At 71.0% G+C, this 22,709-nt stretch carries 18 protein-coding genes; 11 read left to right on the forward strand and 7 right to left on the reverse strand.

Going from position 1 to position 22,709, the window contains the following annotated elements; all coding sequences use genetic code 11:
* Positions 1-56: 56 nt before the first annotated feature.
* From dnaK to ASE27_RS01195, 5 genes are all read left to right on the forward strand, one after another.
* Positions 57-1,937, forward strand: coding sequence for a molecular chaperone DnaK (gene dnaK, locus ASE27_RS01175; RefSeq protein ID WP_056644875.1), 1,881 nt, complete (start codon positions 57-59; stop codon positions 1,935-1,937).
* Positions 1,934-2,563 carry a nucleotide exchange factor GrpE gene (gene grpE, locus ASE27_RS01180; protein WP_056644878.1) on the forward strand — a complete coding sequence of 210 codons (630 nt, stop codon included), beginning with the start codon at positions 1,934-1,936 and terminating at the stop codon, positions 2,561-2,563. Before dnaK ends, grpE begins: the two co-directional genes overlap by 4 nt.
* 238 nt (positions 2,564-2,801) lie before the next feature.
* Positions 2,802-3,818, forward strand: coding sequence for a DnaJ C-terminal domain-containing protein (locus ASE27_RS01185; RefSeq protein ID WP_056644882.1), 1,017 nt, complete (start codon positions 2,802-2,804; stop codon positions 3,816-3,818).
* A gap of 79 nt (positions 3,819-3,897) precedes the next feature.
* Positions 3,898-4,392 carry a heat shock protein transcriptional repressor HspR gene (locus tag ASE27_RS01190; protein ID WP_082608374.1) on the forward strand — a complete coding sequence of 165 codons (495 nt, stop codon included), beginning with the start codon at positions 3,898-3,900 and terminating at the stop codon, positions 4,390-4,392.
* Positions 4,393-4,599: 207 nt separating this feature from the next.
* Complete coding sequence (locus ASE27_RS01195) at positions 4,600-4,908, forward strand: DUF1540 domain-containing protein (RefSeq protein ID WP_056644890.1); 309 nt, start codon at positions 4,600-4,602, stop codon at positions 4,906-4,908.
* A 109-nt stretch (positions 4,909-5,017) separates the two neighbouring features.
* Here ASE27_RS01195 and ASE27_RS01200 read toward each other — a convergent pair whose 3' ends face one another.
* The gene (locus ASE27_RS01200) at positions 5,018-5,785 is read right to left on the reverse strand and encodes a hypothetical protein (RefSeq protein ID WP_056644893.1); all 768 of its coding nucleotides are present in this window, start codon (positions 5,783-5,785) and stop codon (positions 5,018-5,020) included.
* A gap of 218 nt (positions 5,786-6,003) precedes the next feature.
* Between ASE27_RS01200 and ASE27_RS21105 the strand changes: the two genes are divergently transcribed.
* Positions 6,004-9,216: a sigma-70 family RNA polymerase sigma factor gene (locus ASE27_RS21105; protein ID WP_056644896.1), complete on the forward strand. Its 3,213-nt coding sequence runs from the start codon at positions 6,004-6,006 to the stop codon at positions 9,214-9,216.
* Between the two features lie 276 nt (positions 9,217-9,492).
* Positions 9,493-10,617, forward strand: a complete 1,125-nt coding sequence (locus ASE27_RS01210; RefSeq protein WP_056644899.1) for a hypothetical protein — start codon at positions 9,493-9,495, stop codon at positions 10,615-10,617.
* 4 nt (positions 10,618-10,621) lie between these two features.
* Here ASE27_RS01210 and ASE27_RS01215 read toward each other — a convergent pair whose 3' ends face one another.
* The 4 genes from ASE27_RS01215 to upp all read right to left on the reverse strand — a co-directional run bounded on the left by ASE27_RS01215 (position 10,622) and on the right by upp (position 14,592).
* The gene (locus tag ASE27_RS01215) at positions 10,622-11,707 is read right to left on the reverse strand and encodes a glutathione S-transferase family protein (protein ID WP_082608375.1); all 1,086 of its coding nucleotides are present in this window, start codon (positions 11,705-11,707) and stop codon (positions 10,622-10,624) included.
* A 44-nt stretch (positions 11,708-11,751) separates the two neighbouring features.
* Positions 11,752-12,636 carry a hypothetical protein gene (locus ASE27_RS01220; protein WP_157257332.1) on the reverse strand — a complete coding sequence of 295 codons (885 nt, stop codon included), beginning with the start codon at positions 12,634-12,636 and terminating at the stop codon, positions 11,752-11,754.
* A gap of 301 nt (positions 12,637-12,937) precedes the next feature.
* Positions 12,938-13,618 carry a winged helix-turn-helix domain-containing protein gene (locus ASE27_RS21110; protein WP_056644905.1) on the reverse strand — a complete coding sequence of 227 codons (681 nt, stop codon included), beginning with the start codon at positions 13,616-13,618 and terminating at the stop codon, positions 12,938-12,940.
* A 338-nt stretch (positions 13,619-13,956) separates the two neighbouring features.
* Positions 13,957-14,592, reverse strand: a complete 636-nt coding sequence (gene upp / locus ASE27_RS01230) for a uracil phosphoribosyltransferase (RefSeq protein ID WP_056644908.1) — start codon at positions 14,590-14,592, stop codon at positions 13,957-13,959.
* A gap of 171 nt (positions 14,593-14,763) precedes the next feature.
* Between upp and ASE27_RS01235 the strand changes: the two genes are divergently transcribed.
* Complete coding sequence (locus ASE27_RS01235; RefSeq protein WP_056646504.1) at positions 14,764-15,195, forward strand: nucleoside deaminase; 432 nt, start codon at positions 14,764-14,766, stop codon at positions 15,193-15,195.
* Between the two features lie 182 nt (positions 15,196-15,377).
* The gene (locus tag ASE27_RS01240) at positions 15,378-17,321 is read left to right on the forward strand and encodes a glycoside hydrolase family 5 protein (RefSeq protein ID WP_056644911.1); all 1,944 of its coding nucleotides are present in this window, start codon (positions 15,378-15,380) and stop codon (positions 17,319-17,321) included.
* Positions 17,322-17,396: 75 nt separating this feature from the next.
* Here ASE27_RS01240 and ASE27_RS01245 read toward each other — a convergent pair whose 3' ends face one another.
* Both ASE27_RS01245 and ASE27_RS01250 read right to left on the reverse strand, forming a co-directional pair.
* Positions 17,397-18,500: a metallophosphoesterase gene (locus tag ASE27_RS01245; protein ID WP_157257333.1), complete on the reverse strand. Its 1,104-nt coding sequence runs from the start codon at positions 18,498-18,500 to the stop codon at positions 17,397-17,399.
* A gap of 11 nt (positions 18,501-18,511) precedes the next feature.
* Entirely contained in the window at positions 18,512-20,647 is a 2,136-nt protein-coding gene (locus ASE27_RS01250) for a DUF5054 domain-containing protein (RefSeq protein WP_056644917.1), read from the reverse strand.
* A gap of 284 nt (positions 20,648-20,931) precedes the next feature.
* On the opposite strand from ASE27_RS01250, the gene ASE27_RS01255 reads away from it, so the two are divergent.
* Positions 20,932-21,759 carry a carbohydrate ABC transporter permease gene (locus ASE27_RS01255; protein ID WP_197487152.1) on the forward strand — a complete coding sequence of 276 codons (828 nt, stop codon included), beginning with the start codon at positions 20,932-20,934 and terminating at the stop codon, positions 21,757-21,759.
* The gene (locus ASE27_RS01260) at positions 21,756-22,700 is read left to right on the forward strand and encodes a carbohydrate ABC transporter permease (protein ID WP_056644919.1); all 945 of its coding nucleotides are present in this window, start codon (positions 21,756-21,758) and stop codon (positions 22,698-22,700) included. The genes ASE27_RS01255 and ASE27_RS01260 overlap by 4 nt, the downstream gene beginning before the upstream one ends.
* Positions 22,701-22,709: the final 9 nt, after the last annotated feature.

Below are 22,709 nucleotides of genomic sequence, written 5' to 3' on the forward strand. Positions count from 1 at the left end.
TGCCGATCGAACGACACACACGTAGCAGCACACAGCAACACAACGGAGGCACGAACATGGCACGAGCGGTCGGAATCGACCTGGGCACCACCAACTCGGTGGTTGCCGTTCTCGAGGGTGGGGAGCCCACCGTCATCGCGAACGCCGAGGGCGCTCGCACGACCCCGTCGGTCGTCGCGTTCTCGAAGACCGGCGAGGTCCTCGTCGGCGAGATCGCCAAGCGTCAGGCGGTCACCAACGTCGACCGCACCATCACGTCGGTCAAGCGCCACATGGGCACCGACTGGTCGGTCGAGATCGACGACAAGAAGTACAGCGCGCAGGAGATCTCCGCGCGCGTGCTCGGCAAGCTGAAGCGCGACGCCGAGGAGTACCTGGGCGAGCCCGTCACGGACGCGGTCATCACGGTCCCGGCGTACTTCAACGACGCCGAGCGCCAGGCGACCAAGGACGCCGGGCAGATCGCGGGCCTCAACGTCCTGCGGATCGTCAACGAGCCCACCGCCGCCGCTCTGGCCTATGGCCTGGAGAAGGGCAAGGAGGACGAGCTCATCCTCGTCTTCGACCTCGGTGGTGGAACGTTCGACGTCTCCCTCCTCGAGGTGGGCAAGGACGAGGACGACTTCTCGACCATCCAGGTGCGCGCGACCTCGGGCGACAACCGCCTCGGCGGCGACGACTGGGACAACCGCATCGTCGAGCACCTCATCCAGCAGGTGAAGAACAGCTCGGGCGTCGACCTGTCCAAGGACAAGATCGCGCTCCAGCGTCTGCGTGAGGCTGCCGAGCAGGCGAAGAAGGAGCTCTCGTCCGCGACGAGCACCAACATCTCCATGCAGTACCTCTCGATGAGCGAGAACGGCCCCATCCACCTGGACGAGAAGCTCACGCGCGCTCAGTTCCAGCAGATGACGCAGGACCTCATCGACCGGACCAAGGCGCCGTTCCACGCCGTCATCCGTGACGCCGGCATCTCGGTCAACGACATCGACCACATCGTGCTCGTGGGTGGTTCCACCCGCATGCCCGCCGTGACCGAGGTCGTCAAGGAGCTCACGGGCGGCAAGGAGCCCAACAAGAGCGTCAACCCGGACGAGGTCGTGGCCGTCGGTGCCGCGCTGCAGGCCGGTGTCATCAAGGGCGAGCGCAAGGACGTCCTCCTGATCGACGTCACCCCGCTGTCCCTGGGCATCGAGACCAAGGGTGGCGTGATGACCAAGCTCATCGAGCGCAACACGGCCATCCCGACCAAGCGCAGCGAGGTCTTCTCGACCGCCGAGGACAACCAGCCGTCGGTGCTGATCCAGGTCTTCCAGGGTGAGCGCGAGTTCGCCCGCGACAACAAGCCGCTGGGCACGTTCGAGCTCACGGGCATCGCCCCGGCCCCGCGCGGCCTGCCGCAGATCGAGGTCACCTTCGACATCGACGCGAACGGCATCGTCCACGTCGGCGCCAAGGACCGCGGCACCGGCAAGGAGCAGAAGATGACCATCACCGGTGGCTCCGCGCTGCCGAAGGAGGACATCGACCGCATGGTCAAGGAGGCCGAGGAGCACGCGGCCGAGGACAAGAAGCGTCGCGAGGAGGCGGAGAACCGCAACCAGGCCGAGGCGTTCGTGTACTCGACCGAGAAGCTCGTCGCGGAGAACAAGGAGAAGCTCCCCGCTGAGGTCGTCACCGAGGTCGAGGCCGACATCGCGTCGGTCAAGACGGCGCTCGAGGGCACCGACGCGGAGGCCGTGAAGTCGGCCCACGAGAAGCTCCTGGCCTCGAGCCAGAAGATCGGCGAGGCGCTCTACGCCGCGGCGGAGCAGGAGCAGGCCGCGGGCAACCAGGGCGCGGCTGACGCCGACGCCGCTGCGGCCGCCGGAGCCCCGTTCGCGCCCGACGAGGACATCGTCGACGCGGAGATCGTGGACGAGGACGACAAGAAGTGACGAGCGACGCCCAGGGCCCCGAGGAGCACGGCTCCGAGGACCAGCCCTTCCACTTCACGGACAAGCGCAAGGTGACCCCAGAGGGGCAGCCCAAGGAGGCTGCCCCCGAGGGGGCCGGCTCGGCAGGTGACGACGCCGAGAACGACCCGCTGGCGGGGCTCGACTTCGAGCCCACCGGTGAGGCCGGGGACGACGCAGCGCTGCTGGCTGCGCAGTCCGAGGCAGCTGCCCACCTCGACGCCCTCCAGCGTGAGCGGGCCAGCTTCACCAACTACCGCAACCGGTCGCTGCGTGACCAGGAGGCCGCGCGCGTCAAGGGCGTCGAGGACGTCCTGGCCGCGCTCCTGCCGGTCCTCGACGACATCGACCGGGCCCGCCAGCACGGCGAGCTCGACGGACCGTTCGTCGCGATCTCCGACAAGCTCGACGCGAGCCTCGCGAAGTTCGGCATCGAGCGGTACGGCGTCGTGGGCGAGGAGTTCGACCCGAACGTCCACGAGGCGCTCATGCACCAGGTGGACCCGCAGGCCACGTCGGCCACGGTCAACATGGTCATCGAGCCGGGCTACCGGATCGGCGAGAAGGTCGTGCGCGCCGCGCGCGTCTCGGTCGTCGGACCGGAGTAGGACGGTCGTGGGCGCCCGGTCCTCCGGGGCCGGGCACCCACGTTCCCGGTTGCCCGACGACGGAGCGCACCTTCTGCGCGAAGGTGACGCTCCGCCGTCGGGCAGGCCAGGAGAGCAGGTCCCCGGGACCTGACGCACGACAGAACGACAGAACGAGCGAACGACTGAACGAACACCAAGACTTCAGAGAGCAGACGACCACCGGCCCGCGGCCGGTGACACCACGAGAGGAGGCGCCTTGACCGGTCAGGACTGGATCGAGAAGGACTTCTACGCCGCGCTCGGCGTCCCCAAGGATGCCGACGACGCCGCGATCAAGAAGGCGTACCGCAAGCTGGCCCGCACCTACCACCCCGACCAGAACCAGGGTGACGCCAAGGCCGAGGCGAAGTTCAAGGAGATCGGCGAGGCCTACGCGGTCCTGTCCGACGCCGAGCAGCGCCAGCAGTACGACGCGATCCGTGCCATGGCCGGCGGGGGCGCCCGCTTCTCCGCAGGAGCCGGCGGGCCCGCCGGCGGGGCCGGAGGGTTCGAGGACATCTTCGGCGGCATGTTCGGCGGCGGTGGTGGCGGTGGCGGGGGAGGCCGAGTGCGGTACTCCACGCAGACCGGCGGAGGCGGAGGCTTCGAGGACATCCTCGGGTCGATGTTCGGCGGCGGGGGAGCCCAGACCGGGTTCCGTCCCAACGCGGCAAGGCCGCAGGCCGGTGCCGACGTGCACTCGTCCGCGACGCTCGGCTTCCGGCCCGCCGTCGAGGGCGCGACCGTCACCGTCTCGACCGAAGGCCGCACCGTCACGGCCCGCATCCCTGCCGGTGTGCGCGACGGCCAGAAGATCCGCCTGCGTGGCAAGGGCCGTCCGGGCGTCGCGGGCGGAGCGCCGGGCGACCTGGTCATCACGGTGCACGTCACGCCGCACCCCGTGTTCTCGGTCGATGACAAGCACAACCTGCGGCTCACGGTCCCCGTGACGTTCGCCGAGGCAGCGCTCGGCGCGACCATCGAGGTCCCGCAGCTCGACGGCAAGCCCGTCAAGGTCAAGGTCCCCGCGGGCACGCCGTCCGGACGCACGCTGCGCGTCAAGGGCAAGGGCGTCAAGACCGCCAAGGCCACCGGAGACCTGCTCGTCACGATCCAGGTCGTCGTGCCGCAGAAGCTCTCGAAGGCCGCCAAGGAAGCGGTCGAGCAGCTCGCGGCAGCGACAGACGGCGAGAGCGACGTGCGTTCGGACCTGTTCGGACGCGCCGCGGAGTAGCAGGACCCGCGCTCGACGAGGCCCCCGCAGGCCTCGTCGAGCGCCACCCCCCGAGAGCAGAATGGTGAGAGGAGGACGCATGGTCAGGAAAGAGTCCGGAGCGGCAGCGGCACAGATGCCGTTCAACGCGTACGACGACGCCCCCGTGCTCGCCATCTCGCAGGCGGCGGCGCTCGCCGGGATGCACCCGCAGACGCTGCGCCAGTACGACCGGCTGGGGCTCGTGACCCCGCGCCGCACCATGGGGCGCGGGCGCCGGTACTCCCAGCGCGACGTCGCGAAGCTCCTCGAGGTCCAGCGGCTCTCCCAGGAGGAGGGCGTCAACCTCGCCGGGATCCGCCGCATCCTCGCGCTCGAGGAGCAGGTCGACCGGCTCCAGTCCCGGCTCGACGCGCTCTCGGCGCGGCTCGAGGGCGGGCGAGTCTTCGCCGCGGGGGTCAGCGGCGACGTGGTCATGGTCCCGCGCGGCCGACGGGTCCGGCGAGGCAGCCCGGAGGACGCCGGACGAACCGTCGCAGGGCAGGGCACGGAGACCCGGGCACTCGTCCTCTGGCGGCCCGGGCGCGGGGACTGATCGCGCCGAGCCCCGCGTCGCGACGCGTGAAATGCCGGGTCGAACGCGATTCTCTTCGCATTTACGCGCGGTTCGTGTGACGTAAAAATGGCGGAATTCCGCCGAAGTGAGTGAGGCCTTGCTTCCTATACAAGGGCTGCATCAAGGAATACCGTGAAGGAAATGCACGGTTGATCTGCCCCTGTCCCTCGAGCAAGGAGAAGTCCCATGAGCAGCCTGATGGAGTTGCCCCAGGTCGTCGAGTGTTCGATCGACGGCTGCGGATACAACCACGAGCACGGCTGCCACGCCGGTGCCGTGACGATCGCCGCCCACGGCGGCGAGGCCGAGTGCGCCACGTTCATCCCGCTCACGGCCAAGGGCGGCCTCGAGAAGGTCATCGCCCACGTCGGCGCCTGCCAGCGCGGGGAGTGCGCCCACAACGAGTCGCTCGAGTGCAACGCCTCCTCGATCCGCGTCGGAGCCGGCCCCCTGGGCGCCGACCACGCGGACTGCCTCACCTACGCTCCTCGCTGAGCGAGTCCCGACCCCTCGCGCGTTCCCCCTCGACGCCCTGCTCGTCCCTCGCCGGACGACGGGCGTCGAGGTGTTTCCGGGGACACGGCGCCTCGAGGAGGAAGGTCTCTCAGCGCCCGAGCGCCTGGAGGAGCGACGCGGCTCCCGCGTGAGCGGTCGGGAGCGGCTCGACCCAGACGCGCGGAGGTCGCCGGAGCACCGCGGTGACGCCGTAGGAGAGCGCGGTGCGCTCGATCCGGTGCCGCAGCTCGGAGCGCACCGGCTCGAGGTCCGCGCCGCGCTCGCACAGCGCGGCGTAGACGCCCCCACCGAGCGTCGCGACGGGATGGCCCGTGCCGAACACCTCGGTGAAGATCTTGCCCATCGCGGCCGCGCGCGCGACCTTCTGCCAACCGTCGATCCGGTCGACCGCGACGTCCACGAGCAGCAGGCAGTGGGTGCGGGACGCGGGGCGTCCGCTGCGCTCGCCCGCGCCGTACGTCTCACGCAGACGCTGCACGAGGTACTCGGGGGTGGCCAGGCCCGACCGCGGGTCGGTCGTGAGCGGGACCAGGAGGCTCGGCTCGTTGCCGCGGACCCATCCGGTGCTCAGGGCGCGCAGGGTGTCGAGCTCGGGCTGGGTGCCCCAGGCGCCGAACAGGCACGCGAGGTCGTCGATCGTCTCGCCCATGCTGATGCCGACGTGCCCCCGAGCCTCGCCGAGCCGGTCGGCGGCAGGGGCCGTGGGGCGTCCGTCCGTCAGCGCCTCGGCCAACGCTTCCACCGCAGGGTGGTACCAGTCGCCGGGGCGCAGCCAGACGGAGTCCATGCTCGCCGCCTGCCACTCGGCGAGCAGCGAGTCGACGGCTGGCTGGGGGTAGCCAGGTCGTAGGTCCATACCCATGAGACCCCTCAGGCCGACACTCATGACGCGATACCGACCGAGCACTTTGGTTTCATCCGCTCGGAGGTCCGGGCGGTTCGCGAGGATCGCCCCTGCGAGGATAGGACAAGCAGCGCATATCGCCCGTGAGACGTTGAAAACACTGGGGTTCGTGACGTCTACTATGAGCGAGAGGAGCCTCAACTGCACGAGGCGCAGTCAGGGGCGAGGGAATGACCCAGGTCGAGACGTACGCGGACGGCGCTTCGACGAGCGACGCCGAGCTGATCACCGCCGTGCGCGGTGGCGACCACTCCGCGTTCGGTGCACTCTACGAGCGGCACGCCGCTGCCGCCCGTACCGTGGCGCGCCAGTACGTCCACTCGACCTCGGACGCGGACGACGTGGTGTCCGAGGCGTTCGCCAAGGTCCTCGGCATCCTGCAGACCGGCGGGGGACCGGACGTCACGTTCCGTGCCTACCTCTTCACGGTCGTCCGCCGCCTCTCGTACGACCTGGTGAACGGAGTCAGGCGCACCCAGCCGACCGACGACGTCGAGACCTTCGAGACCGCGTTCGGCCCCATGGCCTCGACCGAGGACCCGACCCTGCAGGGTTTCGAGCGGTCGATCGTGACCAAGGCCTACCAGGGCCTGCCCGAGCGGTGGCAGGCCGTCCTCTGGTACACCGAGGTCGAGGAGATGAACCCGGCCCAGATCGCGCCCCTGCTCGGGCTGTCGGCCAACGGAGTCTCGGCCCTCGCCTACCGCGCGCGAGAGGGGCTGCGTCAGGCCTACCTCCAGCAGCACCTGACGGGAGCGGCGAGCGAGGGGTGCGAGGTCGTCAACCCGCTGCTCGGCTCCTACGTCCGGGGAGGGCTCGCGAAGCGGGAGAACGCCAAGGTCGACGCGCACCTCGAAGGCTGTGGCGAGTGCCGAGGGCTCGTGCTCGAGCTCGGTGACGTCTCGCACGGCATGCGTGCGGTGATCGCGCCCCTGGTGTTCGGGGTCGCGGGACTCGGGCTGGTGGGGCACGCGCTCCCGATCGTCGGCGGCGGTGCCGTCGCGGGCGGAGCCGGTGCGGGAACCGGGGCCTCGGCGAGCGCCTCCGGGACGACAGCAGGTACCTCCGGTGGTGCCGCGGCAGGGGGGAGCAGTGCCGTCGGGGCCGGGGGAGGCGCAGCGGCGACGGCCGGAGCAGCCGGTGGAACCACGGCCGCAGGTGCCGGGGCGGGCGGGGCCGTGGGAGCCGCAGCCGCCGCCGGTGCGACCGGTGCCGTGGCTGCCGGATCAGGGGCGGCCGTGGCCGGTGCGACAGGGATCGCCGCCTTCATCGCAGCATCACCGCTGGTCGCGGCGGCCGTCGGCGTCGTGGCCATCGCGGCTGTCGGCGTAGGCGTCGTCGCGGTGAACGGTGGATTCTCGTCCGACACGCCGCCCAGCGCGGGTGCGAGCCCGGACCCTTCCCAGTCTCCGACCGACACGCCGACCGGATCTCCGACGACAGCACCCACGCCCCCGAGCGCGGACCCCACGTCCCCCGCCAACCTGGCGCCACTCGAGGAGGACGGCACCGGCTCGACGCCGCTGACCGCGGGCGGGAACACCGGCGGGGGCGCGGGCGGGACCGGCGCCGGCACCGGTGGCGACGCGGGTGGCGGTACGGGCACCGCCGGCGATCAGGCAGGGCCCGGGACGACCGTCCCGGCGACGCCCCTCACCCCGGTGGACCCGGTCGATCCGGTCGATCCGGTGGACCCGGTCGATCCGGTCGACCCGGTGGACCCGGTGGACCCGGTGGACCCGGTCGATCCCGCTCCGGCCACGCTCGATCTGGCCTTCGCGCCACTCCAGCTCGCTCCTCGCGACCCTGAGGATCTGACGCTCACGGCGTCGAACACCGGTGGGACGTCCGCCGAGGAGGTCGTCGTCGACGTCACGCTCCCGGCCAACGTCTCGGTCGTGAGCTCCACGGTCATTGCCGGGCGGGGCGTGGTGCCCGCCCTGAAGGCCGCGGCGCTCCCGTGCGGCACGGCCGTGCCTCAGGGCGACGGGACCTCGCTCGTGACCTGCACGGTCGGCGTGCTGGCGCCAGGGGAGAACAAGGAGCTGGTCGTCACGGTGCAGGCCTCCCGCGGAGGCACGTACAGCTTCGGTGGCACTGTCCACGGCAAGGGCCTGGTGCCCGTGAAGAAGACCTACGCGCCGGCGCCGGTCCAGTCCTACGGCGCCGAGGTGGACCTTGCGACCCCCGTCGTGGGTGAGCTGCTCAACCCCGGTGCGTCGGCGGTCCGGCTCTCGGCCCGGAACACCGGTGACGTCGACGCCCAGGGACTCACGTTCTCGGTGGGGAACCTTCCGTCGGGGAGCTCGGCCCGCGCCCTGACGCCTGGATGGTTCTGCGAGCCCGACGGATCGTCGGCGCGCTGCTCGGTGACCGGCGCAGGCGGACTCCCGGCGCCGGACGCGAGCGCGAGTGCCGGACCGGCCGTCGTGCTCGACGTGCAGCTGGTCGCAGACGGCGGGGCCCCGGCGTCGACGACCGGTCTGACGTTCGCGGCCTCGGCGAGCTCCGACGGGAAGTCGGTCCAGGACTCCGCGAGCGCGACGCTCCGGGTCGACTCCCCGTGGGCCGGTGCGGAAGACGCGATCCCCTCGGGGACGCGCGCGGTTCCCCAGTGCGTCGGCGTCGACGCGAGCACGGCCTCGATCGCTCTCGCAGGCGTCACCAACACGACCGCGTACGACGACCTCCGGGTGCGTCTCGACGCCGTCGGCTCGACCTCGCCCGTCGTCGGACTGACTCGTGGCGAGACGGCCGACCTCCGGCTGGACGACGGGTACCGCTTCCCCGAGGGCAAGGCGACCCTGACGCTCGCGACCACCGTCGCAGGCGCCGAGTACACCCGTCCGGTCGAGGCGGGTGCCTTCGAGGCTCTCGACTGCTATCGGGTCCCGGACGGCGACTGGCTGGCCGCCGCCACGGTCACCGCAGAGAACGTGGGCGGTACGGTCCGTCTCGTCGGTTCTGCGACCAACACGTCGACGACCCCGATGGACGTGCGGATGCTCGCGCCGGAGGGTCTGGGGGACGTCGCGGACTCGAAGGTGGTCACGCTCGCGCCGGGTGCGACGGGGACGTTCGTGATCGACACGGGCAGGGCTGCGGTCGAGGCCGGGAAGGTCGCCTTCCACCAGGCCCGCTGGGTCGAGGACATCGGTCCGGGCGAGGACGGACCTCCCAGCGACGGCAAGGAGTACACGCACACCACGACCGCTGCGTTCGAGGGTGCGGTGATCGCTCCGAAGGTCGTGCAGCCGGTGGTGGGTGAGTGTCGTTTCGACGTGGCGTCGCGGACGTCGGTGTTCGCTCGACGCTTCCGGTGGTGTTCGGGGTCGTGGGGCATGAGGGGCTGCGCACGGAGGTGGGTGCGGGCGAGAAGGTGAGCGTGACGGCGTCGGGCCTGGTGCAGGGGTTGGCTGCGCAGGACGTCAGCGTGCTGACCGATGGTCGGTCGGCGGGTTCGTTCACGGTGCAGGGTGAGAGCTGTTATGTGCCGGCGTGGTCGCAGGAGTTCTCGGTGGCTGCGCAGAACGTGGGTGGTGCGGTTCGTCTGGTGGGWACGTTGACGAACACGACGGCTGAGGCCATGGACGTGCGGATGCTCGCGCCGGAGGGTCTGGGGGACGTCAAGGACTCGGAGAAGGTCACGCTCGCGCCGGGTGCGACGGGCCGGGAAGGTCACCTTCCGCCAGTACCGCTGGGTCACCGAGGTCGGTGCACCGGGCAAGGGATACACGCAGAACCAGGCCGTGCCGTTCCCGGCCGCGTCGATCGCGCCCACGAGCCCGGCGCCAGCCGTCGGCCAGTGCGTGTTCGACCCGGACGCGCACTCGTCGTCGGCCCCTGTGACGCTCACGTTCGACAACTCGGCCTCCACGCTCCCCGTGCCGTTCACGGTGACGGGACGTGACGACCTCTCCCGGACGGTCGCCGCCGGGCAGACCGAGACGGTCAGCACGAGCGTCGGTCCCGCGGGCGCGACGTTCACGGTCCTGGCCGACGGTGCCCAGCTCGCGAGCCACACCGTCCCGGGCGTGAGCTGCTACGCGCCCGACTGGACGGTCAAGGCCTCCGCGACGTCCGCAGTCCTCGATCGCACGGTCCGCCTGACGGGCCGACTGACCAACTCCTCGAACGAGTCGATGCAGGTCTCGATGGTCACCCCGTACGGCACCGCCGGGGCTCCGGTCACGGTCGAGCCCGGGGCCACGGCCACGTTCACCCAGGACACGGGCAAGAGCGAGGTCCCTGCGGGGGTGGTCGAGCTCCGGCAGTCGCGCACGGTCGACGGCAAGGAGTACACGAGCACCGCGACCGCGGGCTACGAGGCGGCGCGCTACGTGCCGGTCGTCGTCGCTCCCGTCGTCGGTGCTCCCACGGTCGGTGCCTGCTGGTTCGAGGACAACGATCAGCGCTCGTACCAGCCCGTCACCTTCGTGTACGACAACACGGCGTCGACCCAGGCCGTGACGTTCCACATCGAAGGTTCGGCCGCGGTCGTCCGCGACTCGACCCGCACGGTGCAGCCCGGGACGAGCATCCAGGTCAAGGCGCCCAGCGCGGGTGAGGGCGGCGCGACCTACCGCGTCGTGACCGACGCGGGGACCTCGTGGACCTTCCAGGTCGCCGGGAAGTCGTGCCTGCCCGCCTGGCAGTACGGGCAGTTCTACGTCCGGGGCGACCGCGTCGTGAGCCATGGCACGAACTACGTCGCGACGATCTCCCACCTCTCGTTCTTCACGCCGCACACCCTCCTGGGGAGTGCGACGTGGGACGCGGAGTAGACCCTCAGTCGCGCGGCCTCGCGGCCTGGGGCTCGTCGGCCACAGGGACTGCGAGCGGCGCAAGGTGGTAGGACGCCAGGTCCGTCGCGGCCGTCGGTGCGCGTCCGTCGCCGAACGGTGAACCACCGAGCGCCTCGCGCCCGTGGGGGGTCAGCCATCCCGAGAGGTCAGGGCCGTCGGGCACGATCCCGCTCGGGTTGAGCTGCGTGTGCACGCGGTAGTAGTGGTGCTTGATGTGGTCGAAGTTCACGGTGTCGCCGAACCCCGGCGTCTGGAACAGGTCCCGCACGTAGGCCCACAGGACGCGGTCCTCGGTGATCTTGTTGCGGTTGGTCTTGAAGTGCCCGTGGTAGACCGCGTCGAAGCGCACGAGCGTCGTGAAGAGCCGCACGTCGGCCTCGGTGATGTGGTCACCCACCAGGTAGCGGCGCTCCGACAACCGGTCCGACAACCAGTCGAGCCGTTCGAAGAGGATCCCGAACGCCGTGTCGTACTTCTCCTGCGAGTCCGCGAACCCGGCCCGGTAGACCCCGTTGTTGACGTCGAGGAAGACCTTCTCGGCGACATCGTCGATCTCGTCGCGCCACGCCTCGGGGTACAGGTCGGGCGCGCCGGGGCGGTGGTAGGCGGTCCACTCGGTCGACAGGTCGAGCGTGATCTGCGGGTAGTCGTTCGTGACGAGCAGCCGCGAGGGCACGTCGACGATCGCCGGCACGCTCACACCGCCGTCGTCCTCGGGGTCGCGCGCGAGGTAGTGCTCGGCGAGGAAGCGTGAGCCGAGCTCGGGGTCGATCCCGTCGCGGTCGAGCGTGAAGCGCCACGACCGGGAGTCCTGGATCGGGTCGACGATCCCCAACGAGATCGCGCCCTCGAGCCCCAGCAGGCGCCGCACGATGATCGAGCGGTGCGCCCACGGGCACGCGAGGCTCGCGACGAGGCGGTAGCGGCCCGGCTCGACGGGCCACCTGCCCTGGTCGTCGCCCTGGCCGCCGGGCTGCGAGGTGCTGCTCGCCGCGATCCGGTCGGTGAAGTGCGGGCCGCGGCGCTTCCAGCCGCGCGGTACGGGGTTCGATCCGGTCGAGTCGCTCATGCTCCGAACCTACGTCGGTGGCCGGGGACGTGCAGCGATCCGGGTCACGGGGCGGGTGTGACGTCCGTCCGGACCGGGCGCAGACCGGACCCGACCACCCGGGACGTGCCGTCGTCGTGCACCTCGACGAGGACCGTGACCGACTGCGAGACCGTCCACCCCGACAAGCGGGCCCCGACGGGGACGGTGCCGATCGTCCCGGTCGTGGGCGTCGGCGCCGTCCAGCCTCCCGTGAGCGCGACGCTCTGCGTGCACTCGACCGACGCCATCGCGAAGATCCCCCGGGTGGACGAGGCCCAGGCCGGGGCGGGCTCCTCGAGCGTGCAGGCGCGCTGCTCGGTCCCGGCGTCGGGCGAGAGGTCGGGCAGGGGGAAGCCCTGGGTGTGCGCGGTCGCGAGCTGGTCGGCGTCCGTCACGTCGAGCGCGGGGGCGGGCTGCCCGGTGCTCGCGTACGCGACCACGTCCTGGAGGGCGAGGTCCCCGCGGGCGCGCGCGTCGCCGTCGGGCACGACGGCGGAGCCGCCCGAGAGCGCGGGCTGCGGCAGGGCGACGGCCGGGTCGGTCGCCAGCCGGTAGGTCAGCAGCCAGGGGTCGCCCTCGCCCGCGCGCGTGAAGAACGTCGACTCGACGTACTCGCCCGTGGTGTCGCCGACCGCCGTGTCGCCCGGTGCGCTCAGCGAGTAGAACCAGTCCGCGGTGCCACGCTCCGGGGCGGCGAGTGCGCCCGCGGTCGAGGTGTAGGGCGCGACGGGCGCGGCCCCCTGCGCGACCTGCGCGGCGTAGGCGAAGGTCGAGGCGCGCAGGCTCGGCCCCGTCTCGACGAGCGAGAGAGCAGCCGCGTCCCGGGCCGCGTTCGCGGTGTTCCGTGCCGAGGTGAGTCCTGCGAAGAGCGTGTCGGCCTCGGCGCGGGTCGTGACGGGTTCACGCACGGCGACAGAGGGCACTGCCGGTGCCGCGGTGGCTCCGGTCCCGGTGCACCCCGTCAGGAGCACGAGCGCGACGCCTGCGCCGAGGAGGCCGACGGAGGGTCGGGCGGGCGGTGGGAGGACGGGCACGGCGGAGAGGACCTCGCGGGGACGGAACGGATGAACCGGTCCATCCAACCCCGGCGGGGCGTCCCGGCCAAACCGGTCCTCGAGGCCCGGGTGGTCTCGCGCACCGGAGCCGTGCTGCCGGGCCGCGCCGATCCCCCCACGGAATCACGAGCGCCCGACCCGGCAGCACCTGTCCTCAGGCGGCGTCCCCCGAGCCGCTGAGGACGACGTGGGTCTGCGGGTCGAACCGGTAGCCGAGCCCGCGGACGGTCGTGATGACGTGCTGGAGGCCGAGCTTCTCGCGCAGCCGCCGCACGTGGACGTCGATCGTCCGGCTGCCGTCGCGCACTGCGTCGGCTCCCCAGACGGTCGACAGGAGCTCCTCGCGGGTCACGACGCGGTGCGCCGAGCGGTAGAGGTGCGACAGGAGCTCGAACTCCTTGTACGTGAGGCGCTGGACCGAGCCGTCGACGGTGACCCGCCGACCGACCGGGTCGATCACGACGCGCGGGAACGGCGACAGGGCCGCGAGGCGGTCGCGGAACGCGTTGACGTCTCCGAGCGGGGCCAGGTCCGGTGCCGGGGTGGGCACCTCGGCGCGGCGGGCCGCGCTGCGCCCGCGCACCTTGCGTCGACCGTGGTCGACGAGCGGCTCGTGCGAGTCGGTCGCCGGTTCGGAGAGCGTCAGGGCCGTGTAGGTCTCGGCGGCCGGCAGCCATTCCCGGGCGAGCTCTCCGAGGGCCTCGGCGAGCTCGACGAGCTCGGCCTGCGGGTGCTCGCCCGACGCCGCGTCGACCCCGACGTACAGGACGAACCCGGGGTGGTTGCGGCGGTGCGCGGCGTGGGGCTGGGCGGTCTTCTGGGTCAGCGTGGTCATGCGAGGCTCCGTGGGTCTTCCCGCTCGACGGCGAGGAGCCGGAGCGGCGCCGACGAGGGTCGGCAGGGTTGTCAGGGGGCTGAGCGAGTCAGGCCGGACAACAGACGCAGGAGGACATGCTGACGCTCGGGCGCCGGGTGGCACCGCGGAAGCTCAGCGAGGGGGTCACCAGGTGAGCATGGCAGCGGTGCCGAAGGCCGCCAAGGGGAAGAACCGAGAATCTCACAAGGTGAGACGCGAAAATGGGACGGACGTGGCGTCGTCGGGCATCGTCACGCAGGACGGGGCCGCCAGGTCCTCCCGGCGGCCCCGCTCCGTGCGCTCGGACGTCGACCCGGTCAGACGACGCCGTACAGGCGGTCGCCCGCGTCACCCAGGCCGGGGACGATGTAGGCCTTCTCGTCGAGCCGCTCGTCGACCGCGGCCACGACGAGCTGGACGTCGACCCGGTCGCCGATCGCCTTCTCGAGGACCTCGATGCCCTCCGGGGCCGCGAGCAGGCACACCGCCGTCACGTCACGGGCGCCACGCTCGAACACGTAGTCGATCGCCGCGACGAGCGTCCCGCCGGTCGCGAGCATGGGGTCGAGCAGGAACACGTGGCGACCCGTCAGGTCGTCCGGGAGGCGGTTGGCGTACGTGACGGCCTCGAGCGTCTCCTCGTCGCGCTGCATCCCCAGGAAGCCCACCTCGGCGGTGGGCAGCAGGCGGGTCATGCCCTCGAGCATCCCCAGGCCGGCACGCAGGATGGGGACGACGAGCGGGCGGGGCTCGGCGATGCGGACCCCGACCGTCGTGGTGACCGGGGTCTCGACCTCGTGGGGCTCGACCCGGACGTCCCGCGTCGCCTCGTAGGCCAGCAGGGTCACGAGCTCGTCCACCAGGAGGCGGAAGGTCGGGGAGGCGGTGTCCTTGTTGCGAAGGACGGTGAGCTTGTGGGCGACCAGCGGGTGGTCGGCGACGTGCAGGCGCATGGTTCGAGGGTACCGCCCGGTAGCCTCGGGAGCATGGTCCCCGACGACGTCGCCCCCACCGCAGAGTCCGGCCCAGGAACGCCCGGCCCTGCGGGGCTCGACCTCCCCTGGGCGAGCGGGACCTTCCCGCCCGACACGGTCGCGGCCCGCCGCGCGGTCTGGGACGAGCTCATGGGGCTCGCGCTGCACGAGGCGACCCACGCGCTGGCGACGGGCGACGTGCCCATCGGGGCGCTCGTCGTCGGGCCCGACGGGCGTCTGCTCGGCCTCGGGCGCAACCGGCGCGAGGAGATCGGCGACCCCACGGCCCACGCCGAGGTGCTCGCGCTGCGTCAGGCCGCCGCGACGCTCGGCTCGTGGCGCCTCGAGGGGTGCACGCTCGTCGTGACGCTCGAGCCGTGCGCCATGTGCGCCGGGGCGACGACGCTCGCGCGGGTCGAGCGCCTCGTGCTCGGCGCCTGGGATCCCAAGGCGGGCGCGTGCGGCTCGGTGTGGGACATCGTGCGCGACCGGCGCAACTCTCACCGTGTCGAGGTCGTGGGAGGCGTCCGCGACGTCGAGTGCGGCGACCTCATCCGGGAGTTCTTCGAGACGCAGCGCTGAGAGGCGAAGCGGGCCCGGCTCATCCGGAGCCGGAGATGTTTACGTTGCCACGAATGCGGATGTTTACGTTGACATCGGTGATTCGTCACCCTAGCCTGACCGGATCAGGTCGCGGGGCGCGTCCCTCCAACGGTCGGCCGAGCCTCGCGAACACGCAGAAGACGAACAGAGAGGTTCGCAGCATGCAACGTCGCATCACGCGGCTCGCCGTGGCACTCGTCACGGTCACGGCAACGATCGGGCTCACGACCACCGTCGTGACCCCGGCGACCGCCACGTCCACCGAGGAGCCCATCCCCGTGCTGACCGGCCCGGAGCTGTCGGCGTCGTGGGACGCGCCGCTCAGCACCCGCGGTCGGTACGTCGTCGACGCCGACGGGGACCGGTTCAAGCTCAAGTCCGCCAACTGGGACGGCGCTCAAGGGCACTGGAACGGCAGCGGCGACAAGAACGATCCCGCCAACCACAACAGCGGCATCAGCTACGACATCCCCATGGGCCTCGACCGGGTGCCGATGGCCACCCTCATGAGCGACTTCCACGGGCTCGGGCTGAACAGCATCCGGCTGTCCTTCTCGAACGAGATGCTCGGCATGACGGCCCCTGTGCCTGACGTCGCCGTGACAGCCAACCCCCAGCTGAGGGGCATGACACCGCTGCAGGTCTTCGACGAGGTCGTCGAAGCGCTCACGGCCGACGGGTTCGCCGTCATCCTCAACAACCACACGACGACGTCGCGCTGGTGCTGCGGCGCCGACGACGGCAACTCCAAGCCCTACAGCAGCCAGACGATCGAGAAGTGGATCGGTGACTGGGTGATGCTCACCGAGCGCTACGCCGACAACCCCCGCGTCGTCGGCATGGACCTGCGCAACGAGGTGCGTCGCGACATCCTCGACGACCCCAACTGGGGCATGGGCGACAAGAACGACCTGTACAAGTCCTACCAGCAGGCCGGCATCGCCATCCAACGCGCGGACCCTGACGTGCTCGTCATCATGGAGGGCATCAACTTCCAGGGCATCCCGACCGACGTCACCTTCCACGACCGGCCGCACCTGAAGCCCGTGCGCAACCTGTCCAACACGCTGCTCTACCCCGACAAGATCGTCTACGCCGCGCACATCTACGGGTTCACCGGACCCCAGCACACGGGCGCGACGGGGCTCGGCGAGACCACGGACCTGCGGTACCGCGACATGACGGCGGCACAGCTCAAGGCCTCCGTCACGGAAGCAGCGCTCTTCGTCAACACGACCGGTCAGCACTACACGGCCCCCGTCTGGTTCAGCGAGTTCGGCACCACCGGTGCCGGACAGACGAACGAGAAGGAGAAGGCGTGGTGGGTCAACTTCACCGACATCCTCGTCGAGAACGACAGCGACTTCGCGGCCTGGCCCCTCGTGGCCCACGCCACGGACGACGGCAGCTTCGTCGACACCTTCTCTCTCCTCGCCTACAAGGCCGACGGCACCCGGCTGAGCATCGCCGACGACTGGCGCTACCCGCAGTGGAAGAAGCTCGTGACCTCGGACGGCAAGACCGGTCCCGTCGCTCCCGAGGTGCGCTGGAACATGCTCGGCAGCGGGAGCCACTCGCCCGACACGAACGCCTCGGCCCTCATGAACGACCGGCCCGACTGGGACCCGGGCCGGTGGAAGGGCAGCTGCCCCGACACGCAGCGTCTCGTGGGCGTCGCACGGAGCACCAACCGCGCGCTCTGCACCGACAACCTGCAGCCCGCGCTGATCACGACCCGCACGGTCGTGAGCAACGAGGCGTACGTGCAGAACGACTGGGCGAGCGGCTACGACAAGCTGCAGTGCCCCGCCGGGCAGATGGCCGTCGGCTACAGCCTGACGATCGGCACGGTCAACAAGTGGTCGACGTCGAAGCTGCTGTGCGCGCAGCCCGAGACCGCGCTGCCGTCGAACCAGGGTCGCAACGTCTGGTTCGACCAGGGCGACAACCGGCCGGCAGGCGGCGGCTCGACCGCGAGCGACTGGGCGCCCGGCAGCTACAAGGGCCAGTGCGGCGACGGCGAGTACATCGCGGGCGTCGCGTTCACGTGGCGCTGGAACCACGGGGGCACGCCCGACGCGCTGCTCTGCAAGCCGCTCGGCTGATCGACGGCTGAGCAGCACGGGGACGAGGTGAGGGCCGGTTCGCAGCTGCGACCCGGCCCTCACCTCGTCGCCGCGTCAGGCGAGCGGTGGCAGACGGATCTCGTGCAGGACCTCGCCTGCGAGGTCGCGCATCGTGAGCACGAGCTCGTCGGCGGACGCGGTGCCGTCGATCCACGCGGCAGCCTCGTCGGACGTCGGGTCGGCATCGGGACCGCCGCTGATGAGCTGCGCGTACGGGAACTCCGCGGTCGCGGGGAGCGAGGTCTGGTAGTGCGTGTGCCCCGACACGACGATCTGGGCGCCCCACCCGACGAGCGCGTCGTGCCACGCGTCGCGGCTCATGCGGCTGAACCAGTCGTAGCCGTCGGCGTCGTAGTCGACGACGGTCTCGTCGATCCACCGCAGCGGGATGTGGCAGAACACCACGCGGTAGGGAGCGTCCGCGATCTCGGGACGAGCCGTGACCTCGCGCAGCCACCTGGCCTGCTCGGCGCGCAGCGGCTCGAACGCGACACGTCCCTCGAAGGTCGGGTGGGCGTCGGGCTTGTCCTCGCCCGTGTGCAGCACGACGCATGCGACCGGACCGATGCGGAAGGCCGTGAACGGCCGCCCCTCCGGCGTGGCGACGAAGTCCTCGAGCTGGTACGCCCACGTGCCGCGCACGTCGTGGTTGCCCACGACGACCGCGAGGGGGCGGCCGTCGCTCACGTCCAGGCCCGCAGGGTTCAGGACGGTCGTGGTGAACTCCGCGGGGTCCGTCCAGTCGTTGCAGAGGTCGCCGTTCCAGACGAGCACGTCGACCTCGGGCGTCGCCTCGTGCAGCGCCCTCAGGGTGTCGTCGCGCTGGTGGGTGTCGTTCCACACCGCGAAGCGCGCGTCCTCGGACGAACCGTCGAGCGTGCGCACCGACTTCCACGCGCTCTCGTGCCGAGGGGACGAGGCGTCGACGGCCTCGGTGACGGTCCTGAGGTGCAGGGTCGAGCCGTGCGGCAGGCCCTCGACCCGCACGCGCAGCACCCGGGCCCCCTGGGGCACCATGCCGAACGCGTCCCCCGACGCGGTGCCGCGCGAGCCGTCGTCGGCCTCCCACTCGACCCAGCCGCGGCACAGCCGGCTCACGCCCCAGACGACCTCGAAGCCGTCGGGGCGTGGGGCCATCACGACGGGAGGGCTGGTCACGAGCGCGCCGGTCATCGTGCGTCCCCGAGGGTGAGCACGAAGCGGAAGCGCAGGTCGTCGTCGAACCACATGGTGAAGTTCGTCCCCCAGACGTTGTTGTGCAGGTTCACGTGAAGTCCTTCGTCGGGATCGGGCAGGGAGTTGTCGAAACGGAGCAGCGCGGGGCGCCCGACCGCGACGAGCGCCGCGTCGAGCGGGCGCAGCGAGAAGGTCCGCGCCGCTGTGTGGGTGACCTCGGCCACGGCGTGCAGGCTGCGGTTGCCGTTGCGCACGACCGACCGCGGGTCGACCGGCGTGTCGATCTTGGTCAGCCGCCAGTCGCCGGGCTCGGTGCGCGGGCGGAAGCCCAACCACCCTGCCTCGGGGAGACGGGAGGCATCCTTGCCGCGCAGGTCGAGGGTGATGCCGACCGGTCCGGGATCGCCCGGGAAGCGGTACGTCAACCGGATGTCGCGTGGCCCTCCCCACGTGTCGCACGCCGCGTCGGGCAGGGCGAGCTGCAGCGTCACGACCGTGCCCGTGCCGTCGGCCGAGCGTTCGCCCGCCACGACGCGCGGGGCGAAGGTCGTGGCCGGCAGCCTCTCGGCGATCGCGAGGCCGGGCTTCGACTGGTCGGGCACCGCCCACAGGGCGTTCTCGTCCATGTCGCGGCAGTACTCGCGCATCCACCGGGCCTCGTCGCGCTCGTCGAACGTCTCGTAGCGGTAGGCCGCGAGCGGGTGCTCGGGTCCCGCCCAGTCCGTCCCCGCGGGGTCGACGAGGGAGACGAGCGAGCCGTCGGGGCCGAAGCGGACCCGGTAGGCGCCGACGTCGAGCGTGGCGTCGAGGTCGACGGGCGTCCCGCTCGACCCCGTACCCGTGCCGGGGGCCGGGCGGGTCTCGGCGATCGCGGCCTCGGCCTCGGTCCGGCGCTCGGGCGAGAGCGCGGCGAGCGCGCGGTCGACGTGGGCCCGTTGCTCGGCCCACGAGCGTTCGAACGCCGAGTAGGCGAGGCCCTGCGGGCTCGGGTGCTCGGTGTACGCCCAGGCGTACTCGTCGAACGCGGCCGGGTTCCCGGACGGGTCGACGACGTCTGCCGCGCGGGCGCGCTCGAAGTCGGCCTTCTCGTAGCTCACGTAGTCGGGCAGGTAGGTCTTGAGGTCCTCGCCCCAGGTGTGCTCGGGCACGAGCAGCAGCCCGTCGCTGAACGCGTCGCACTCCTGGGTGCCCGGTACGAGCGCGCCCGAGGCGACCCACTCGGTGCGCAGCCGCAGCAGCGCCCGCAGCCGTGCGGTCTGCACGGGATCGCTCGCGACGCCGTGGATCCAGGAGTCGCCGATCTCCTGCTCGAGCACCGGCAGGGTCGCGCGGGCCGCGACGGCCTCCCGGCTGAACGCGTCGAGCGTCGAGGCGATCACCCGGGCGCCCGGGTACGCGGCCTGGAGCTCGGCGAACAGCGCCTCGACCTCGTCGACGGGCGGCGGTCCGAAGTTGTCGCCCGTGTGCGCGAGGTGGAGGGCCTCGGTGCCGCCGGGCACGACGGCCACACCCAGCTCGGTCGCCCCGTAGCTCCGCGCGTAGTTGACGACCACCTCGCTCCCGTCGGGAGCACGCCAGACGAAGAACTCCGGCACCTCGGGCACCGCGGAGGCCCCGTTGACGCCCAGGTGCAGGAAGTCGAGCCCGCCGCGGGCGAGGAAGGGGACGAGGCCGATCGTGTGGCCGGGGACGTCGGTCATCTTCGCTGCTCGGGTGCGGTGGCCGAAGCGCGCGTCGAGCGACCGGCCGATCGCGATGCCGTGCTCGACGAGGCCGGCGTCCATGAGCTCGGTGTGGGTCGTCATCGGGAGCCCGTGCCAGGTCACGTGACCGGCCCGGATCGCTCGTTCCAGGGCTGCTCGTCCGTCGGCGTCGCCGAGCCGGAGCGCCTCGTGGATCAGCCAGGAACCGGTGGTCCAGACGAAGCGGGCCGCCCCGCCCCTGCGCACGAGCTCCTCGGCCAGCGCGATGGCGCGCGGCAGGTACTCGTGGACGTACCGATCGGTGACGTTCGCGGCGGTGTCGGTGAACCCCAGGTCGAGGTGGGTCTTGAAGACGACGTGGACGGTGGTGATCGGTCCGTCGGCCGGGGGTCTGGTGCCCGGTTGGGCGAGGGGGGTCGCCAGCATTCGTTACTCCTTCGTGACGTGCGGTGGCTCCATGCTGTTTGCGTAAACATACTAGGTCCCACTATCTTCCTGGTAACGCAAACACCCACGAAGGAGTGCGGCCGCGCATGTCGAAGAAGTCATCCGTTCAAGATGTGGGCGCCAGAGCGCACATCGCTCTGGCGCAGGGACCGGTCGAGCCGTCGACCGTGACCTCCGTGCACGTGCCTACGGCAAGAACCACAGCACCTCCACGGCGGCGCGTCCGCCGGGACTGGGCCGGCTGGTGGTTCGTCGGACCGTTCATGCTGGTCTTCGCGCTCGTCTTCCTCGCGCCGTTGTTCTACGCGATCTATCTCAGCCTCTTCCGCGAGACGCTGATGGGTGGCAACTCGTTCGTGGGGGTGGAGAACTACGCACAGGCCCTGACCGACCCGAAGTTCTGGGAAGCCATGGGCAGGGTCGCGATCTTCCTGCTCGTGCAGGTGCCGATCATGCTCCTGCTGGCGCTGTTCGCAGCCCTCGCCCTCGACAGCGCCCGACTGCGCTGGGTGCCGTTCTACCGGCTGTCGATCTTCCTGCCCTACGCCGTGCCCGGGGTGGTCGCGGTGATGATCTGGGGCTACATGTACGGCTCGCAGTTCGGCCTCGTCGCCGACCTGAACCACTTCTTCGGGGTCGAGCTCCCGTCGCCGCTCGCGACGAACCTGATCCTGGTCTCGATCGGCAACATCGTCACGTGGGAGTTCGTGGGCTACAACATGCTCATCTTCTTCTCCGCGCTCAAGTCCGTGCCGCAGGAGCTCTACGAGGCCGCGGAGATCGACGGCGCCGGGACGTTCCGCACCATCTTCTCGATCAAGCTCCCGTCGATCCGAGGAGCCCTCGTCATCGCCACCGTCTTCTCGGTGATCGGCAGCTTCCAGCTCTTCAACGAGCCGTCGATCCTGCAGACCCTCGCGCCGAACTCGATCCCGTCCTACTACACGCCGAACCTCTACGCCTTCAACCTGTCGTTCGCCGGTTCGCAGTTCAACTACGCGGCAGCGATCGCGATCATCTCGGGAGTCATCACCATGGTAGTGGCCTACCTCGTCCAGCTCGGCGGCGAGAAGAAGGGGGCGGGGGCATGAGCGCCGTCAGCACCGGGCGCAGGCAGGGCCGCACGCCGAGCCGTCTCGCCAGCGGTCGGATCCCGGGGGACGAGTCGCGCCGTGCGAGGCCGAAGCCTCGGCACAAGCGCCCCTCGCTGCTGCTCGGCGTCCTCATGACGCTCATGGTCCTGTACTGCCTCGTGCCGCTGTGGTGGCTCGTCGTGAACTCGACCAAGACGATGGACTCCCTCTACGGCTCCTTCGCGTTCTGGTTCAGCGGCGAGTTCTCCCTGTTCCAGAACATCGCCGACACCTTCACCTACCAGGACGGGATCTTCCTGCGCTGGCTCACGAACACGCTGTTCTACGTGGTCGTCGGAGCCGGGGGCGCCACGCTGCTCGCGACGCTCGCCGGCTACGGCCTGGCGAAGTACAAGTTCCCCGGTCGCAAGTGGGTGTTCGCGATCATCCTCGGCGCGATGGCCATCCCCGGCACGGCGCTCGCGGTCCCGCAGTTCCTGCTCTTCAGCGGCCTCGGACTGACGAACACGCCGTGGTCGGTGATCATCCCGGCGATGGTGAGCGCGTTCGGCCTCTACCTCGTGTGGGTGTACGCCCGCGACGCGATCCCCGACGAGCTGCTCGAGGCGGCACGCCTCGACGGTGCCGGGGAGATCCGCATCTTCTTCGTGATCGCGCTGCGACAGCTCGCGCCGGCGCTGATCACGGTGCTGATGTTCGCGGTCGTCGCGACCTGGAACAACTACTTCCTGCCGCTCATCATGCTGAGCGACGCGCAGTGGTACCCGCTCCCCGTCGGACTGGCGCAGTGGTCCGCCCAGTCGAGCTCGATCGGCGGCCAGGCCATCCCCCACCTCGTCATCACGGGATCGCTGCTCACCGTCATCCCCATCTCGGCGGCCTTCCTCTACCTCCAGCGCTACTGGCAGTCGGGGCTGACTGCCGGGAGCGTCAAGTAGTCCGGTTCA

This window comes from Oerskovia sp. Root918, from assembly GCF_001428945.1.
GTDB classification, from domain to species: Bacteria; Actinomycetota; Actinomycetes; order Actinomycetales; family Cellulomonadaceae; genus Oerskovia; species Oerskovia enterophila.